Annotated in this window: 14 protein-coding genes; 6 read left to right on the top strand and 8 right to left on the bottom strand. The window is 60.4% G+C overall.

Going from position 1 to position 16,810, the window contains the following annotated elements:
• The first annotated feature begins 17 nt into the window (after positions 1–17).
• The 3 genes from ureG to ACI2KS_RS16560 all read left to right on the top strand — a co-directional run bounded on the left by ureG (position 18) and on the right by ACI2KS_RS16560 (position 2,598).
• The gene (ureG, locus tag ACI2KS_RS16570) at positions 18–632 is read left to right on the top strand and encodes an urease accessory protein UreG (protein WP_404622065.1); all 615 of its coding nucleotides are present in this window, start codon (positions 18–20) and stop codon (positions 630–632) included.
• Between the two features lie 26 nt (positions 633–658).
• On the top strand, positions 659–1,231 hold the full coding sequence (locus ACI2KS_RS16565) for a HupE/UreJ family protein (protein ID WP_404622064.1): 573 nt from the start codon (positions 659–661) through the stop codon (positions 1,229–1,231).
• Positions 1,232–1,461: 230 nt separating this feature from the next.
• Entirely contained in the window at positions 1,462–2,598 is a 1,137-nt protein-coding gene (locus ACI2KS_RS16560) for an AGE family epimerase/isomerase (RefSeq protein WP_404622063.1), read from the top strand.
• A 131-nt stretch (positions 2,599–2,729) separates the two neighbouring features.
• Here ACI2KS_RS16560 and ACI2KS_RS16555 read toward each other — a convergent pair whose 3' ends face one another.
• From ACI2KS_RS16555 to ACI2KS_RS16520, 8 genes are all read right to left on the bottom strand, one after another.
• Positions 2,730–3,503 (bottom strand): SDR family oxidoreductase, encoded by a 774-nt coding sequence (locus ACI2KS_RS16555; RefSeq protein ID WP_404622061.1) that lies wholly within the window; start codon positions 3,501–3,503, stop codon positions 2,730–2,732.
• Positions 3,504–4,848: 1,345 nt separating this feature from the next.
• Positions 4,849–5,565, bottom strand: a complete 717-nt coding sequence (locus ACI2KS_RS16550) for an ABC transporter ATP-binding protein (protein WP_404622059.1) — start codon at positions 5,563–5,565, stop codon at positions 4,849–4,851.
• Positions 5,562–6,437 carry an ABC transporter ATP-binding protein gene (locus ACI2KS_RS16545; RefSeq protein WP_404622057.1) on the bottom strand — a complete coding sequence of 292 codons (876 nt, stop codon included), beginning with the start codon at positions 6,435–6,437 and terminating at the stop codon, positions 5,562–5,564. The genes ACI2KS_RS16550 and ACI2KS_RS16545 overlap by 4 nt, the downstream gene beginning before the upstream one ends.
• Positions 6,437–7,732, bottom strand: coding sequence for a high-affinity branched-chain amino acid ABC transporter permease LivM (gene livM, locus ACI2KS_RS16540; RefSeq protein WP_404622055.1), 1,296 nt, complete (start codon positions 7,730–7,732; stop codon positions 6,437–6,439). Before livM ends, ACI2KS_RS16545 begins: the two co-directional genes overlap by 1 nt.
• A gap of 2 nt (positions 7,733–7,734) precedes the next feature.
• The gene (locus tag ACI2KS_RS16535; protein ID WP_404622053.1) at positions 7,735–8,649 is read right to left on the bottom strand and encodes a branched-chain amino acid ABC transporter permease LivH; all 915 of its coding nucleotides are present in this window, start codon (positions 8,647–8,649) and stop codon (positions 7,735–7,737) included.
• A 185-nt stretch (positions 8,650–8,834) separates the two neighbouring features.
• On the bottom strand, positions 8,835–9,968 hold the full coding sequence (locus tag ACI2KS_RS16530; protein ID WP_404622052.1) for a branched-chain amino acid ABC transporter substrate-binding protein: 1,134 nt from the start codon (positions 9,966–9,968) through the stop codon (positions 8,835–8,837).
• A 357-nt stretch (positions 9,969–10,325) separates the two neighbouring features.
• Complete coding sequence (locus tag ACI2KS_RS16525) at positions 10,326–11,609, bottom strand: NAD(P)/FAD-dependent oxidoreductase (RefSeq protein WP_404622050.1); 1,284 nt, start codon at positions 11,607–11,609, stop codon at positions 10,326–10,328.
• Positions 11,610–11,820: 211 nt separating this feature from the next.
• The gene (locus ACI2KS_RS16520; RefSeq protein ID WP_404622048.1) at positions 11,821–13,311 is read right to left on the bottom strand and encodes an aldehyde dehydrogenase family protein; all 1,491 of its coding nucleotides are present in this window, start codon (positions 13,309–13,311) and stop codon (positions 11,821–11,823) included.
• A 162-nt stretch (positions 13,312–13,473) separates the two neighbouring features.
• Between ACI2KS_RS16520 and ACI2KS_RS16515 the strand changes: the two genes are divergently transcribed.
• The 3 genes from ACI2KS_RS16515 to nadE all read left to right on the top strand — a co-directional run bounded on the left by ACI2KS_RS16515 (position 13,474) and on the right by nadE (position 16,791).
• Complete coding sequence (locus ACI2KS_RS16515) at positions 13,474–14,379, top strand: LysR family transcriptional regulator (RefSeq protein WP_404622046.1); 906 nt, start codon at positions 13,474–13,476, stop codon at positions 14,377–14,379.
• Between the two features lie 321 nt (positions 14,380–14,700).
• A complete protein-coding gene (pncB, locus tag ACI2KS_RS16510; RefSeq protein ID WP_404622044.1) occupies positions 14,701–15,900 on the top strand; it encodes a nicotinate phosphoribosyltransferase in 1,200 nt (399 codons plus the stop codon).
• Positions 15,901–15,963: 63 nt separating this feature from the next.
• Positions 15,964–16,791, top strand: coding sequence for an ammonia-dependent NAD(+) synthetase (nadE, locus tag ACI2KS_RS16505; protein WP_404622042.1), 828 nt, complete (start codon positions 15,964–15,966; stop codon positions 16,789–16,791).
• The last annotated feature ends 19 nt before the right edge of the window (positions 16,792–16,810 follow it).

The raw sequence follows: 16,810 nt of genomic DNA, 5'->3' as shown, positions 1-16,810 counted from the left end.
TCAACGGAGAGCACTCAATGAACAGCCAACCTTTGCGCATCGGTATCGGCGGTCCGGTCGGATCCGGCAAGACTGCCCTGACCCTGGCCCTGTGCCTGGCCCTGCGCGATCGCTACAACCTGGCCGTGGTCACCAACGACATCTACACCCGTGAAGACGCCGACTTTCTGGTGCGCAACGAGGCCCTGGCGCCGGAACGCATCATCGGCGTCGAGACCGGCGGCTGCCCGCACACAGCCATTCGCGAGGACGCCTCGATCAACCTGGAAGCGGTAGACCAGTTGAACCGGCGCTTCGAAGACCTGGACCTGATCATCGTCGAGTCCGGCGGCGACAACCTGTCCGCCACCTTCAGCCCGGAGCTGTCCGACCTGACGATCTACGTGATCGACGTTTCGGCGGGCGACAAGCTGCCGCGCAAGGGTGGCCCGGGGATCTGCAAGTCCGACCTGCTGGTGATCAACAAGATCGACCTGGCACCGCTGGTGGGCGCATCGCTGGAGATGATGGACCGCGACACGAAGAAAATGCGCGGCGACAAGCCATTTGTGTTCAGCAACCAGAAAACCGGTCAGGGCCTTGAGGCGATCATCGCGTTCATCGAGCGCCAGGGCCTGCTGACCGCTGCCTGATTTCACTCATACAAGGAAATTTGTCCATGAACTGCAAGAAAGTCCTTGGCGCCCTTGCGCTGTTGCTGGTCCCGGCATTGGCCTTCGCCCACCCCGGCCACGATGAAAGCGGCCTGATGGCCGGTATCAGCCACCCGTTGGGCGGTATCGATCACCTGCTGGCGATGGTTGCCGTCGGTCTGTGGGCCGCGCAGCAGAAAGGCGCCGCTCGCTGGGCCCTGCCGTGCACCTTCGTTGGCACCATGTTGTTCGGCGGCATGCTGGGTTTTGAAGGCCTGCAACTGCCGGCGCTGGAAAGCGGTATCGCGGCGTCAGTATTTGCTTTGGGCCTGGCCGTCGCGCTGGCAGTGCGTCCGCCGCTGTTCGTGGCCATGGCTGCGACCGCACTGTTCGCCCTGTTCCACGGTGTGGCGCATGGCCTTGAATTGCCGGAGATGTCCAGCCCCTGGGGCTATGCGCTGGGCTTCGTCGGCGCTACCGCCGCGCTGCATGCTGCTGGCTACGCCGTGGTGCGCTGGCTGCCAGCCGCTGCCGCACCGATCGTGCGCGTCGCCGGCGCGCTGTCGGCAGCCACCGGCGTGTGGCTGTTCGCGGGTTAATCCCACTCGTCACATGAGGGAGCCGGCTTGCTGGCGAATGCGGGGTGTCAACCACCTCTTGCGTTGTTGACACACCGCATTCGCTGCCGTCGTAACCTGCGAGTCTCCTCCAGGGTTGAACTCATTGCCCCACGCCCTGCCTGGGAACGATCAACGATCCGCTTCTGACTCAAAATCCCCACCTCCTGCTACCATGTCGCGCAATTTGCTCCCTGCCGTGACGCCATCCGATGCCTGACGCTCCGCTCTCAACTGCCAAGCCTGAATTGTCCGCTGTGTTCTGCACCGTGCAGCAACACTTCATGGATGTGATCGTGCCGCTTTGGCAGGGGCCGGGCTGGAACGCCGAGATGGCGCTACCGTTCGAGGCGCTGGACGCCGAGCATCGGCCCCTGCCGGTGCAGCGCTACCGGGCCATGGCCTGCGCGCGGCAACTGTTCCTGTTTTCCAGCCTCATGGGCCATCCCTCGGTGCCGGACGCCGACGTTCGCGCCGCCGCGCTGTTTCGCTCGCTGCAACGGCATTTCCACGACGCCGAGCACGGCGGCTGGTTCTACAGCATCGATCCGCAAGGCGCGCCGCTGGATCGTCGCAAGGACCTGTACACCCACGCCTTCATCGTTTTCGCCTGCGCGCATTACTGGGGCAAGGTCCGCGAGCCGCTGGTGGAATCGGTGCTCAATGCCGCGCTGCATGTGGTCGCCGAGCGTTTTGCCGATGGCGACGGCCTGTATGACGCGGTGCTCGCTGAAAACTGGTCGTCGTTGAACGCAGGCCCGCTGCAGAATCCATTGATGCACCTGGCCGAAGCCTTTCTGGCGACGCTGGAAGTGCGCGAAGACAGCGACACGCTGGCAGCCCTGATGGCGCTGGCCGACGGCATGCAGCGGCGCTTCGTGGATGTCGGGCACGGCGTGATGCTGGAAAAGCCGCTCGGTGCTGTGGATAACTGGTCCGAGCCTGGGCATCAGTTCGAATGGTTCTATCTGCTCGAATCGTCAGCGCATTTGCGCGGCACGCCGTTGCATCGTTCGCTGACCACCGCGTTCGCTCACGCACAGGCGCAAGGTGTCGATCAGACCACCGGCGCGGTGGCGTCGGCGCTGCAAGTGGACGGTTCGGTGAAGGACGGCACGCAACGCATTTGGGCGCAGGCCGAATATCTGCGGGCATTGACGCTGCGTCCCGACAGTCAGGGGTTGCTGGCGCGACAGTTGGGTGCCTTGCAGGATCACTTCCTGCACCCAACCGGCTGGAATGAATGCCTGGACAGCCACGGTCGGGTCAGCCGCAGCGACATGCCCTCGACCACGCCGTATCACCTGGCGACCTGTTACATCGGCCTGGCGGAATATTTCGACGGCTGATTCGTACAGCTTATTCACTCACACACGCCCTGTAGGAGTGCTTGCTCGCGATTGATCCGAGAGTAACGCCAAGGTTGCCTCAGACACCGCTATCGTGAGCAAGCTCACTCCTACCGTGGTCGTGGATCCTCTCAGTTGGCCTCGTCACGACTGCGATCGATCGAGAAACCAGCCCAGGTCTGGCTCACCGGCATCAGCTCCAGGCTGTTGACGTTGACGTGGGCGGGGGTGTTCATGATCCAGAAAATCGTATCGGCAATGTCTTGCGGCTGGATCGGTTCGGCGCCTGCATAGGTGGCGTCGTACTTGGCCTTGTCACCGGCAAAACGCACCAGCGAAAACTCGCTTTCGCACAGGCCCGGCTCCAGATTGGTAACGCGCACCCCGGTGCCGACCAGATCGTTGCGCAGGTTCAGTGAAAACTGTCCGACAAACGCCTTGGTGCCGCCATACACGTTACCGCCCGGGTACGGATAGTTACCCGCCACGGAGCCCAGGTTGACGATGCTTGCACCACGCCCGTAGGCAATCAGGCGCGAGAGCAACAGGCGAGTGGTGTAGACCAGCCCTTTGACGTTGGTGTCGATCATGGTGTCCCAGTCGTCCAGGTCGCACTTGGGCGCAGGATCGATACCCAGTGCCAGGCCGGCGTTGTTGACCAGGCCGCGAATCTTGCCGAACTCGGCCGGCAGGCCTTCAATGGCGCTCTCCATGGCTGCACGGTCGCGCACATCCAGCGTCAGCGTGTGAACCTTGGTCTGCTTCGATAACTCGGCGCTTAGCGCCTGCAGGCGGTCTTCACGGCGACCGGTCAGCACCAGCGACCAACCCGCCTCTGCAAAACGGCGTGCACAGGCTTCGCCAAACCCGGAAGTGGCACCGGTGATGAACACGGTAGAAGTCATGTGGTTCTCCTGAGTGGGGTTACGCGCCTATCGGGATAAGCGTTGAGTGGACACAACCTGCGTTGCGTGTAGGAAAGTTCTGGAGGATGCCCGCGTAGACGGCTTCGGATCAAGCCCATCTTGGGGAATCGTCGTACAACTGCATCAAACCACCCAAGCTGTACAAAAAACGTACAAGCCGCTCAAAGCCTTATGTCATATGGCCTGCACGTAGTTTTGCCCACCTTATCCACAGTCAGGCCCACAATATCCGGGGGCAACTCCAAAACCTGAAAGCCCCGCCATGCGCGGGCTGTGGGCAACTCAACGGGCTTTTATGCTTGACCTGCTGAAACGTATCTGCCAGCCAGCAGGATGCAGACCTGCAGCGATGGACAGGACAGTGTTCGCGCCCCCAGAGATTGCGCTACCTGCGGCGGTCTTTCCAACGGTTGCACACAGAGTTATCCACAGGATGGCGCGCGCATTAACCTGTATAAAAAACCAGCCATTGGCACGTTGACAAACACGCTGAAAATATCAGCCGAAACTGCTGATCAATAATTGATCAGCAACCCGCAGGCCACGTGGATAAAGGCTTGTAGCCAACTGCCACCAAGTTATTCACAGCCACCTCCACAGTAAAACTGAACAAGTCAAAACCGTGACAAAACAACTGTTTGCAGCGGCTATATCTCGCGCTTTGGCAGTAGTTGAAAATTGTTTTCCACAATTTTGATTATGAGGTGCACTAGTAGAAAAGCCGTGGCCTTGGGATTGATCTGCACATCGGGTATTGGGATGGCGCAGATATGACTTCTGCCTCACGGCAGAAGCGTTTCGCCTCCGGCGAGTTACTTGAAAAGACACCAAGTAACCAAGTGTCTTGGCTCCCTGTTCGGCCCGACTTCGTCGGGTTCCCTCGACTCCGGCATTGCTCCGTGGGCCCGCCGCCATTCGCCATCCATGGCGGGAGGCGGCTCTCGCGGCATCCATGCCGCTCGGCCCACTACGCAACGCCTGCGCTCGGCCTCCAAAGTCGCAATTTGTATCGTTCACACCCTCTCGGTACGCCGCAGATTCGCAATGTGAGGGTTTCTTACATTTTCGATACGCCACAAACCCTGTGGCAGTCCGGCTTGCCGGCGGTGCGCCCGCAAGATCCCTACCGCTGGCAAGCCGGACTGCTACAGGGTCGGCGTCCGCTCTTCTGCTCTTTTAACGCGATAGCCCAAACACCACGAAACGGGAGTTGGGTGCAGGCGGAACTCTACCTCCAGCCACCACCGTCAATGGTTACGCACACACAAAAACGCCCTAGGTGTCTCCACCCAGGGCGCTCGTTCAACCGCTAACACTCACAACATCAATGCCCGCCGAGATACGCGTTGCGGACCTCTTCGTTGGTCAGCAGCTCCTTACCGGTGCCTGTGAGACGAATCTCGCCGTTGACCATCACGTAGGCGCGGTCCGACAGCTTCAGGGCGTGATTGGCGTTCTGCTCGACCAGAAAGATGGTCATGCCGGTCTGCGCCAGCTCACGCAGGGTGGAGAAGATCTGTTTGACGATGATCGGCGCCAGACCCAGGCTCGGCTCGTCCAGCAGCAATAGCTTGGGACGGCTCATCAAAGCCCGGGCAATCGCCAGCATCTGCTGTTCACCGCCAGACATGGTCATCGCCCGCTGATTACGCCGCTCCTTCAAACGCGGAAACAGCTCGAACATGCGCTGCATGTCGGCGCTGGCGTATTTATCCCCGATCGGGATGGTGCCCATCATCAGGTTTTCTTCCACCGACATGTCCGGGAACACCCGGCGGCCTTCCGGCGACTGGGCAATGCCGTTGGAGGCGATGTAGTGCGACGACTTCTGGGTGATGTCGGTGCCCTGATAGATGATCTGCCCGCTGGCCGCACGGGGTTGACCGAAGATCGACATCAGCAGCGTGGACTTGCCCGCACCGTTGGAGCCGATCAGGCTGACGGTCTCACCTTCATCAATGTGCATCGAGACTTTTTTCAGGGCCTGGATCGGCCCGTAAAACACGTCGATCTCTTTCAATTCGAGGATCGGCTTACTCATACCAACTCCTCTTCATCAGCACCCAGATACGCGGCGATCACTTTCGGATCGTTGCGGATCTGCTCCGGCTTGCCCTTGGCGATCACATTGCCGTGGTCGAGCACGACGATGTCGTCGGAAATTCCCATGACCATGCCCATGTCGTGCTCGATCAGCACGATGGTCATGTCGTGGTCGTCGCGCAGGTGGCGAATCATGCCGCTCAGCGCTTCGGTTTCCTGTGGGTTGAGGCCTGCGGCCGGTTCGTCCAGGCAGATCACCTGCGGACGCGTACACATGGCGCGGGCGATTTCCAGGCGGCGCTGCTGGCCGTAGGAAAGCTCACCGGCCAGACGGTTGGCGCAATCCACCAGATCGACCACTTCCAGCCAGTAGAAGGCGGTGTTCATGGCGTCTTCTTCGGCCTTGCGATAACCCTTGGTGTTGAGGATGCCGGCCAGCATGTTGCGGTTGACCCACATGTGCTGGGCAACCAGCAGGTTCTCGATGACCGACATTTCCTTGAACAACCGAATGTTCTGGAAAGTACGCGCCAGGCCGGCGCGGTTGACCAGGTGCGTGCCGCCGAACATTTTATAGAACAGCCGACTGCCGAAACGTTTGGGCGAAGTGAAGTCGCTGGCGCGGAATTGCTCGCCCAGCAGCTGGATCACGTTGGTCTTGCTGCCACGCGCATTGAGTTCGATACGCCCGCCGGTGGCCTTGTAGAAACCGGTCAGGCAGTTGAACACGGTGGTCTTGCCAGCGCCGTTAGGGCCGATCAGGGCGAAGATCGAGTTGCGGCGCACCTCAAGGCTGACGTCGCTGAGGGCCTTGATGCCGCCGAAGTGCATCATCAGGTTCTCGACGGACAGAACGATTTCGTCGCTCATCACGCACCCTCCACTTTTGCCAGCACGCCTTTGCGTGGCCGCACACCGGTACGGCTGATGCGGATCAGGCCGCGAGGCCGCCAGATCATCATCAGTACCATCAGGACGCCGAACAGCAGGACGCGGTATTCGGCAAAGCTGCGCAGCATCTCCGGGGCAACCGTCAGCACGAACGCTGCGATCACCACGCCCATTGTGGAACCCATACCACCCAGCACGACGATGGCCAGGATCAGCGCCGACTCGAAGAAGGTAAACGAGGTCGGGTTGACGAAGCCCTGGTAGCTGGCGAAGAACACCCCGGCAAGACCCGCAGTCGAGGCGCCGATGGTGAACGCCGAGAGCTTGACCAGCACATGGTTCAGGCCCATGGAACGACAGGCGATCTCGTCTTCACGCAAGGCTTCCCAGGCGCGACCGACGGGCATGCGGGTCAGGCGGTGCTTGACGTACAGCACGGCCAGCACCACCAGGAACAGCACGGCGTAGATGAAGATGAATTTCAGGTCCGGGTTGTAGGCGAAACCGAAGTACTCGTGAATCGGAATGCCGCCGTCTTTGGCACGACGTCCGAACTCCAGGCCGAAGAAGGTCGGCGACGGCACTGCCACACCGTTCGGACCGCCGGTGAAGGACAGCCAGTTGTTGAGGATCAGACGAATGATTTCGCCGAAACCCAGGGTCACGATAGCCAGGTAGTCGCCGTGCATGCGCAGCACCGGGAAGCCCAGTACGCAACCGGCGAACGCCGCTGCGATGGCTGCCAGCGGCAACGCCGACCAGAAGCCCAGCCCCAGATACTGGTAACCCAGCGCCAGGCCGTAGGCGCCGATGGCGTAGAACGCCACGTACCCAAGGTCGAGCAGACCGGCCAGGCCGACCACGATGTTCAGGCCCAGACCCAGCAATACATAGATCAGGCCAAGGATGACCACGGTCAGCACGTACTTGTCGGCGAAGATCGGGAAGATCACGGCGATCAGGATCATGATCGGGATGATGAAGCGCAGACGGGTCTTGTGCTCCGGTGGCAACACGTGAACGCCCGAGCCCGAGCTTTCGAAGCTTTGCGCGATGGCCATGCCCTTGGGCGTCTGCAGGAACAGACTCATGAGGAAGCGACCGACCACGACCACGGCGACCAGCACGGCGACACGGCCCGGCTGCATGTTGAAGCCGTAACCATCGAGCACGATGCCGACGATAGGGCCGAACACGATGAGCGCCAGCAGCCCGGCGACCACCGCGTCGATCAGGCTTTGTTTGATATCGATGGGTTTGACAGGAGCAGACATGGTTATACCTTCGCCACGAGTGGGCGACCCAGCAGGCCTTGGGGACGGAAGATCAGAATCACTACCAGCAGGCCGAAACTGAACACGTCTTTGTAATCGGAGTTGATCAGACCGGAGAACTGCGACTCGGCAACCCCCAGGATCAATCCGCCGAGCATTGCACCGGGCAACGAACCGATACCGCCCAGTACCGCTGCGGTGAAGGCCTTGATGCCGATGACGAAACCGGCGAAGAAGTCGAAGGTGCCGTAGTTCAGGGTGATCAGCACACCGGCCAACGCCGCCATGGCCGCGCCGATGACGAAGACGTAGGAGATGATGCGGTCAGTGTTGATGCCCAGGATCGAGGCCATCTTGCGATCCTGTTGCGTGGCGCGGCACATCCGCCCCAGCTTGGTGTACTTGATGATGTAGGTCAGCACGCCCATGCCGATGAAAGCGGCTACCAGAATGAAGATCTTGGTGTAGGTGATCTGTACAAAACCGCTGCCCACATCAAAGCGCATGGCGCCTTCGAGCAGGGTCGGGACGCCTTGCTGACGCGGGCCCTGGGCGATCTGGGCGTAGTTCTGCAGGATCAGCGAAATACCGATGGCACTGATCAGCGGTGCCAGACGGGTCGAGTTACGCAGCGGCTTGTAGGCCACGCGCTCGATGACGAAACCATACACACCGGTCACCACGATGGTGAAGATCAGTGTGCCGAGAATCAGGAAAGGGAACGACTCGATACCGAAGTAAGACAGTACGGCCAGGCCGATGGCTGCGAGGTAGGCCGAGATCATGTACACGTCGCCGTGGGCGAAGTTGATCATGCCAATGATGCCGTAGACCATCGTGTAACCGATGGCGATCAGGCCGTAGACCGACCCGAGAGTCAGGCCGTTGACCATTTGCTGCAGGAAAATACCATCCATCACGCACGCTCACGAACTTGAAAGGCCGGCCTTGCGCGTACCGGATATCTCCTCGTGAGAGATAACGGGGCGTGCTCGGTGGCAACAGAAGAAATCCGGTGCTGCGCGGGGCAGCACCGATTACCGGGCCATGCCGCTGCGTGAGTCCAGGCTCACGAAGCCGCCGACCCGACTAGGAGCTCAACTCACTTCTGCTTTTCGAGCTGGTGATATTTGCCGTCCTTGTCCCACTGGTAAACCACGTAGTCGGAGACTTTCAGGTCGCCTTTGCTGTCCCAGGATTTTTCACCCATGACGGTTTTCACCGGGTGGGCCTTGAGGAACTTGGACGCGTCCTCGCCTTTGTTCGACTTGGCGCCGTTGAAGCCGGCGGCCAGGGCTTGAACCGAAGCGTAGGCGTACAGGGTGTAGCCTTCAGGCTCGTAACCGGACTTGCGGAACTGCTCAACCACAGCCTTGCTGTCGGGCAGCATGCGCGGGTCGGCGCCGAAGGTCATGTACACGCCGTCGACGTATTGTGCGCCGCCAGCGGTGGTCACCAGTTCGTCGGTCACAACGCCGTCGTCGGACATGAACTTGACGTCCTTGAGGCCTTGTTCACGCAGTTGACGCACCAGTGGACCGGCTTCCGGGTGCAGGCCACCGAAGTAGACCACGTCGGCGCCGACACTGCGGATCTTGGTCACCAGGGCGCTGAAGTCTTTCTCGCCGCGGGTCAGGCCTTCTTCGAGCACAGGCTTGACGCCGCGAGCGGTCAGCTGTTTGGCGGTGGCATCGGCCAGGCCTTTGCCGTAGGTGTCCTTGTCGTTGATGACCGCGATTTTCTTGCCTTTGAGCACGTCGACGATGTAATCGCCGGCGACGATACCTTGTTGATCGTCACGGCCGCACATACGGAACATGCCGCTCAGGCCGCGTTCGGTAACGGTCGGGTTGGTAGAGCCCGGAGTGATCGCGATGATGCCGGCTTCGTCATAGACTTCCGAAGCGGGGATGGTCGAAGACGAGCAGAAGTGACCGACCACGCCGGCGACTTTCTCCTGGGACATCTTGTTGGCAACCGCCACGGCCTGTTTCGGCTCGCAAGCGTCATCGCCCTGAACCAGAACGATCTTCTCCCCGTTGACACCGCCAGCAGCGTTGATGGCATCGGCCGCTGCCTGAGCGCCCTTCATGTACTGCAGGCCGAACGAGGCATTGGCGCCGGTCATCGGGCCTGCAACGCCGATCTTGACGTCAGCCTGCGCAAAAGTAGCCGCACCCATTGCAGTAGCGACTGCGAGTGCCAGAAAGCCTTTCCTGTAAAACGTCTGCGACATGAGTTGGTGCTCCTAGGTTTTTTAATTAGCACTGCGACCACACAGAAGCTCTGAGCAAGTGGCGTGCCATCGGTTTTTTATTCTGAAAAAAGTCGTCGTTTTGTTGTTATTCGACTGTTTCTGGCCCTTTTTGAATGGGCGTGCAACCGTCTAAACCGCGCAAGGTGCAACCCCGCGCCTGAAAAAGAGCAACCCTGCCGAAGAAAACGCGCAACCGTCCCGACACGGGCTGTACAACCCTGTTGTAACATCGTGCGTCACCGAACTGCACACCACCGGTGCGCCAGCGCTACGAGACGCACCATTCTAGGTTAGTGGATGCGCGAAAAAGCGTCGTCTTATCAACGGGATTTCGCTTCAGATAACAATTCTGAGGCACTGACCCGCATGGTATAGCGAAAAGCCAGCTTCATATAAAGAGCTGCGCAAGCCAATGGCCGAAAGCGACTGCATCGGGGCGAAGGGGATAGGCAGGACATCTGTGTTGCCGCTGCACAGATAATCGGCGAACGCCTTGCCCACCACGGTACCGGTGGTATTGCCACGACCGTTATAGCCGGTCATTGCGACCAGTCCTGGTGCAGGCTCGAACATGCGCAACAGATGATCGGGCGTGAAATCGATGCAGCCGGTCCAGGTGCATTCCCACTCGACCTTCTTCAGGTAAGGGAAATAATGCTGCTGGACACGATCTGCCCAGGCTTTGAGAAACCAGGTCGGCTTCTGATTGCCATTGCCCAGACTGCCCAGTAACAGCCGCCCCTGCGCATCACGACGGATGCTACTGAGCACCTGACGGGTGTCCCAGGAACCACGGCCGCCGGGCAGAATCTGCTGCGCGGCGTCTTCAGTCAGTGGAATCGATGCGACCTGATAGTAATAGCCCGGGAAGAAGGTTCGCTTGACGTCGGTCCACTGCCCCTCGGTGTAGGCGTTGGAGGCGATGACCACTTGATCGGCGGTCACCGAGCCGTTGTCGGTGATAACGCACCAGCGTGAGCCCTGACGCTCCAGATGCTTGACCGGTGAATGATCGAAGCGCTGCCCCCCGAGCTGCGTGACCGCCGCAGCCAAGCCGCTGGTGTAGGCCATCGGGTTGATGGTGCCGGCGCGATGGTCAAGCAAGGCAGCGGTGATCTCCTTGGTGCCCGTCGCTTGCTGACAGGCTTTGCCGGTGAGCAGCTCGATAGGCGCGCCACGGCGCTTCCATTGCGCCTCGCGGCTGCGCAGATCGATCTCGCCCTTGGCGTTATGCGCCATGTGCAGCGTGCCCTGGCGGGTTGCCTGGCAATCGATGGCGTATTTTTCGATCAGGCTGAACACCAGTGATGGCGCGTTACCGAGCATGGAGTTGAGCTGGCTACCGACTTTTTCGCCGAAACCGGCTTCGATCTCATCGGGTGGAATCCACAGCCCGGCGTTGACCAGCCCCACATTCCGCCCGGAACCACCCTGGCCGGTGCGATGGGCCTCGACGATAGCGACTTTCCGGCCTTGCTCGAGCAGATGAAGCGCTGCTGACAAACCGGTGATGCCCGCGCCGATGACGCACACATCGACCTTGACCTCTCCCTTCAACGCTGGCGCCTGGGGCCTTTGCGGCGTCAGCGTTTCCCATAGACATTCTTCGCGTAGCGGCATCGCAAAACCTCGGAAAGGGACACGTATACCGATCGTTCCTACGCTGCGCGCTGGAACGCATCCGGTGACGCTCAGCGTCACACAAAAACGGACGCAGAGCGTCCATCAGGGCATGCCCACGCAGAGCGTGGGCACAATCATCGCGAGCCTGTAGGAGTGAGTTGGCTCGCGATGCGCTCAAGGCGGTGCATCTCGCACCCGATTTAATCAATCAATCAAAGGTAATCCCCTGCGCCAGTGGCAGCTCCCGGGAGTAATTCACGGTGGCGGTCTGACGACGCATGTAGCCTTTCCACGAATCGGAGCCGGATTCACGGCCGCCGCCGGTTTCCTTCTCGCCACCGAACGCGCCGCCGATCTCCGCGCCGCTCGGGCCGATGTTGACGTTGGCGATGCCGCAATCGCTGCCCAGCGCCGAAATGAATTGCTCGGCCTCGCGCACATCGGTGGTGAAAATGCACGAAGACAGACCCTGCGGCACGTCGTTGTTCAGGCGCACGGCGTCCAGGAACTCGTCATAACCGACCACGTACAGAATCGGCGCGAAGGTTTCGCTGCGCACCACGTCGCTCTGCTCCGGCATTTCGACGATGGCGGGCGACACGTAATAAGCGTTGGGGAATTTATCTTCCAGCTGACGCTTGCCGCCGAACACCTTGCCGCCTTCGCTCAGGGCCTGCTCCAGCGCTTCCTGCATGTTCTCGTAGCTTTGTTTGTCGATCAGCGGACCGACCAGATTGCCTTGCAGCGGATGACCGATACGCACTTTGGCGTACGCCGCTTTCAAACGTTCGACGAACTCGGCTTTGACCGAACTGTGCGCAATCAGGCGACGCAGGGTGGTGCAACGCTGCCCGGCCGTGCCGACGGCGCTGAACAGTACGGCGCGTACCGCCAGGTCCAGGTCGGCGCTCGGGGTCAGGATCATGGCGTTGTTGCCGCCAAGCTCCAGAATGCTGCGGGCAAAACGGGCGGCGATCTTCGGCGCCACTTCACGGCCCATGCGCGTGCTGCCGGTGGCGCTGATCAGCGCGACGCGAGTGTCGTCGACCAGGGTCTCGCCGGCTTCACGACCGCCCACCACGCACTGCGCCAGATACTGCGGCGCGTCAGAGAATTCAACGGCCACGCGGTCGAACAAGGCTTGGCAGGCCAACGCGGTCAGCGGGGTCTTTTCCGACGGTTTCCAGATCACCGAGTTGCCGCAGACCAGTGCCAGCGCGGTGTTCCACGACCAGACCGCGACCGGGAAGTTGAACGCACTGATCACCCCTACTACGCCCAGCGGATGCCAGGTTTCACGCATGTGATGCCCTGGACGCTCCGAAGCGATGGTCAGGCCGTACATCTGCCGCGACAGGCCGACGGCGAAGTCGCAGATGTCGATCATTTCCTGCACTTCACCCAGACCTTCCTGAGTGATCTTGCCGGCCTCCCACGAAACCAGCTCGCCCAGATCGGCCTTGTGCTTGCGCAGGGCTTCACCGAACAGCCGGATCAGTTCCCCACGGCGTGGCGCCGGCACTTTGCGCCAGGCGTCGAAAGCATGCTCGGCACGGGTGATGCGCTGTTCGACTTCAGCGGCGCCTTCCCAGTGCACGGACGCGACCTGGCTGCCATCGACGGGTGTATGAACGGGCTTGTCGCCTTTCTGATAGAGAGCGGGGTCGACACCAAGGCGGGTAAGCAGGTCGTTGAGCATGGTTTCTCCTGGATTCTGGTGAATCGAAATTGCGCTGGGCAGCATGTTGAAATCGAGTTGTTCCGTCAGCCTGTAGTAATAGCCGGACTGAAGCAGCCCAACAAACGACGATTAAGCGAGATATCATTCCGTTTTTTCATGCTGAAGCACGAAGGCCTGAATATGTTGAACAAACGCCACCTGCCCTCGGTGACCGCTCTGCAGTGTTTCGAAGCGGTCACCCGGCACCTGAGTTTCACCCGCGCCGCAGAAGAGCTGAACCTGACCCAGAGCGCGGTCAGCAAGCAGGTCGCACAGCTCGAAGAGTTGGTCCAGCATCTGCTATTCAGGCGCGTACGTCGACGCCTGCAACTGACTCCCGCCGGGGCGCTGTATCTGGGCGAGGTGCGCAAAGTCCTAACGCAGATGGAGATGTCGACACACTTTCTGCGTTCCTACGGCGGGGAGACCGAGGTCTTGCGCGTTTCCACGCCATCGACCTTTGGTGCGCGCTGGCTGGTGCCACGCCTGAAGGGCTGGCGCCTGCGTCATCCGCACATTCATCTGGATCTGGTCAACGAGCAGGAAAGCGACGATGTGGCCCAAAGCCGGTGCGACATGTCGTTCTATTTTGGTCAAGGCGCGCGCCCTGGGGCGGAGAGCGTCAAACTGTTCAGCGAGGAACTGGTGCCGGTGTGCGCCCCCGGCAGCCTGCCCGACCAGCCGTTCACCGATCCGACGCAACTGGCCGAACTGGTGCTGCTGCAAAGCGCGCACCGCCCTCAAGGCTGGCATGACTGGTTCGAAAGCCAGGGCTACCAGACCGAGCACAGCTATCACGGCCCGCGTTTCGAAACTTTCTATATGTGCATACGCGCCGCGCAAGTGGGTTGCGGCGTAGCCCTGCTGCCGCGGTTCCTGGTCGAGGAAGAGCTGGCAGACGGCAAGCTGGTGATCCCTTGGGAGCATGCTCTGCCCAGCCGCGATGCGTATTACCTGGCCTATCCGGAACACGCGGCAGAGGTGCCGAAGATCCGGGTTTTCGTTGAATGGATGCTCGAGCAGCTGGATCAGCCGACTCCGCAGTAGGCTTACCGCCATACGGCCCCGGCAGGAGTGAGCTTGCTCGCGATCCGTTTGCTCAGCTTCCAGGCATGTGTCAGATGCACCGACCGCTCGCGAGCAAGCTCACTCCTACACAGACCTCGCCAAAATTCAATGACCTAGAACGGTCCGCAAATTGGCCCGCTGAAACATTTATGCCCCGACCTGCGATCGGCTGGCATTATGTCGGTCATCGTCAATAACAGACCGGACGTACCGCCACGGCGTTGCTGCAAGGTTGCAGGCGACACCGACTTCAATTCCCTGGGCCGCCCCTTGGCGGCTGCTGCTGGCTGGAGCGACACAATGAGTGAGAGCGCATTTGCAGATCGCATCGTGCAGAACCTGCTCGATACCGACCTCTACAAGTTGAGCATGATGCAGGCTGTGCTGCACAACTACCCCAACGTGGAAGTGGAATGGGAGTTTCGCTGCCGCAATGGCGAAGACCTGCGCCCTTATCTGATGGAGATTCGCCATCAGATCGAACAACTCTGCGATTTGTCCCTGAGCGTCGAAGAAAGCGGTTTTCTGGAACGCATCAACTTCATGAAACCAGACTTCCTGCGCTTTCTGGGGCTGTTCCGCTTCAACTTGCGTTACGTGCAGACCTTCATCGAGAACGACGAACTGTGCATCCGCCTGGCAGGGCCATGGCTGCATGTGATTCTGTTCGAGGTGCCGATCCTGGCCATCGTCAGCGAAGTGCGAAACCGCCACCGCAACCCCGATACCCTGCTGAGCCAGGCCCGCGACCAGCTGTATCGCAAGTTCGACTGGCTCACTGCCAGCGCTACCCCTGATGAACTGGCGGAGCTGAAAGTCGCCGATTTCGGCACCCGTCGGCGCTTTTCGTTTGCCGTGCAGGAAGACGTGGTATCGGTGCTGAAAAAGGACTTCCCCGGTCAGTTCGTCGGCACCAGCAATGTCTATCTGGCGCGCAAGTTCGACCTCAAGCCACTGGGCACCATGGCGCACGAATGGATCATGGCCCACCAGCAACTCGGCCCGCGCCTGATCGACAGCCAGATCTCCGCTCTCGACTGCTGGGTTCGTGAATACCGTGGCCTGTTGGGGATTGCGCTGACCGACTGCATCACCACCGACGCCTTCCTCAATGACTTCGACCTGTTTTTCGCCAAGCTTTTCGATGGCCTGCGTCATGATTCGGGCGACCCCGTGCAGTGGGCGGAAAAATGCATCGCGCATTACCAGAAGCTGGGTATCGACCCGATGAGCAAGACCCTGGTGTTCTCCGATGGCCTGAACCTGCCCAAGGCGCTGGATATATTTCGCGCCCTGCGCGGTCGGATCAATGTCAGCTTCGGCATTGGCACCAACCTGACCGCCGATGTACCGGGCATCGAGCCCATGAGTATCGTGCTTAAAATGACCGCCTGTGCCGGCCAGCCCGTCGCCAAGATTTCCGACGAACCCGGCAAGACGCAGTGCAAGGACCCCGAATTCGTGTCCTACTTGCGTCATGTATTCAAGGTGCCAGCCTGACTCGAGCACCGATCACACTCTTTTTTGATGCCAATTTTCCTTCTTCTGCATAAGGAGTAAATCATGCAAGCCGTACAGCTCGAGATCGCCGGAGAACTCAAGGTTCAAGCCCCCTTCGCCAATCAAGGCGAGCTTGAAACCGAGGTTACGCGCCGCGTCCAGTTCATCAAGGATTGTCTGCACAATGCACGTCTGAAAGTCCTGGTACTGGGCATCAGTGGCGGCGTCGACTCGCTGACCGCAGGCCTGATGGCCCAGCGCGCCGTGAAGGAGCTGCGCGACAGCACCGGCGACACGGCGTACCAGTTCATTACCGTACGCCTGCCGTACCACATCCAACACGATGAGCACGAAGCCACTGCCTCGGTCGATTTCATCAACCCCGACGAGCGTCACACCGTAGACATCGCACCGTCGGTCAAGGCGCTGGTCGAGCAGGTCAAGGCCTTCGAAGGGCAATCCGATGCCGCCGTGGATTTCGTCAAAGGCAATATCAAGGCGCGCACGCGTATGGTTGCGCAATACACCATTGCCGGCGTGCGCGGCGGGCTGGTGATCGGCACCGACCACGCGGCAGAAGCGGTCATGGGTTTTTTCACCAAGTTCGGTGACGGCGCCTGCGACCTGGCCCCCCTCAGCGGCCTGGTGAAGAATCAGGTTCGTGCTATCGCCCGTCATTTTGGTGCGCCAGAGAATCTGGTCGAGAAAATTCCGACTGCCGATCTCGAAGACCTGGTGCCCGGCAAGCCCGATGAAGCATCCCACGGTGTGACCTATGCCGAGATCGACGCCTTTCTGCATGGCCAGCCGCTGCGTCAGGAAGCCTTCGATATCATCGTCAACACCTATCGCAAGACCCAGCACAAGCGCGACCTGCCTTACGCGCCCTGACCCTGACCTGTGTAGGAGT

It is taken from the genome of Pseudomonas sp. NPDC087358, from assembly GCF_044900785.1.
Lineage (GTDB): Bacteria > Pseudomonadota > Gammaproteobacteria > Pseudomonadales > Pseudomonadaceae > Aquipseudomonas.
The sequence above is the reverse complement of the archived record's forward strand: the minus strand, read 5'-3'. Positions and strand labels throughout refer to the sequence as shown.

Bases quoted from the DNA above. Each gene is read 5' to 3' on its own strand.
- ureG (WP_404622065.1), top strand. From the start codon at position 18: ATGAACAGCCAACCTTTGCGCATCGGTATCGGCGGTCCGGTCGGATCC.
- ACI2KS_RS16565 (WP_404622064.1), top strand. From the start codon at position 659: ATGAACTGCAAGAAAGTCCTTGGCGCCCTTGCGCTGTTGCTGGTCCCG.
- ACI2KS_RS16560 (WP_404622063.1), top strand. From the start codon at position 1,462: ATGCCTGACGCTCCGCTCTCAACTGCCAAGCCTGAATTGTCCGCTGTG.
- ACI2KS_RS16555 (WP_404622061.1), bottom strand. From the start codon at position 3,503: ATGACTTCTACCGTGTTCATCACCGGTGCCACTTCCGGGTTTGGCGAA.
- ACI2KS_RS16550 (WP_404622059.1), bottom strand. From the start codon at position 5,565: ATGAGTAAGCCGATCCTCGAATTGAAAGAGATCGACGTGTTTTACGGG.
- ACI2KS_RS16545 (WP_404622057.1), bottom strand. From the start codon at position 6,437: ATGAGCGACGAAATCGTTCTGTCCGTCGAGAACCTGATGATGCACTTC.
- livM (WP_404622055.1), bottom strand. From the start codon at position 7,732: ATGTCTGCTCCTGTCAAACCCATCGATATCAAACAAAGCCTGATCGAC.
- ACI2KS_RS16535 (WP_404622053.1), bottom strand. From the start codon at position 8,649: ATGGATGGTATTTTCCTGCAGCAAATGGTCAACGGCCTGACTCTCGGG.
- ACI2KS_RS16530 (WP_404622052.1), bottom strand. From the start codon at position 9,968: ATGTCGCAGACGTTTTACAGGAAAGGCTTTCTGGCACTCGCAGTCGCT.
- ACI2KS_RS16525 (WP_404622050.1), bottom strand. From the start codon at position 11,609: ATGCCGCTACGCGAAGAATGTCTATGGGAAACGCTGACGCCGCAAAGG.
- ACI2KS_RS16520 (WP_404622048.1), bottom strand. From the start codon at position 13,311: ATGCTCAACGACCTGCTTACCCGCCTTGGTGTCGACCCCGCTCTCTAT.
- ACI2KS_RS16515 (WP_404622046.1), top strand. From the start codon at position 13,474: ATGTTGAACAAACGCCACCTGCCCTCGGTGACCGCTCTGCAGTGTTTC.
- pncB (WP_404622044.1), top strand. From the start codon at position 14,701: ATGAGTGAGAGCGCATTTGCAGATCGCATCGTGCAGAACCTGCTCGAT.
- nadE (WP_404622042.1), top strand. From the start codon at position 15,964: ATGCAAGCCGTACAGCTCGAGATCGCCGGAGAACTCAAGGTTCAAGCC.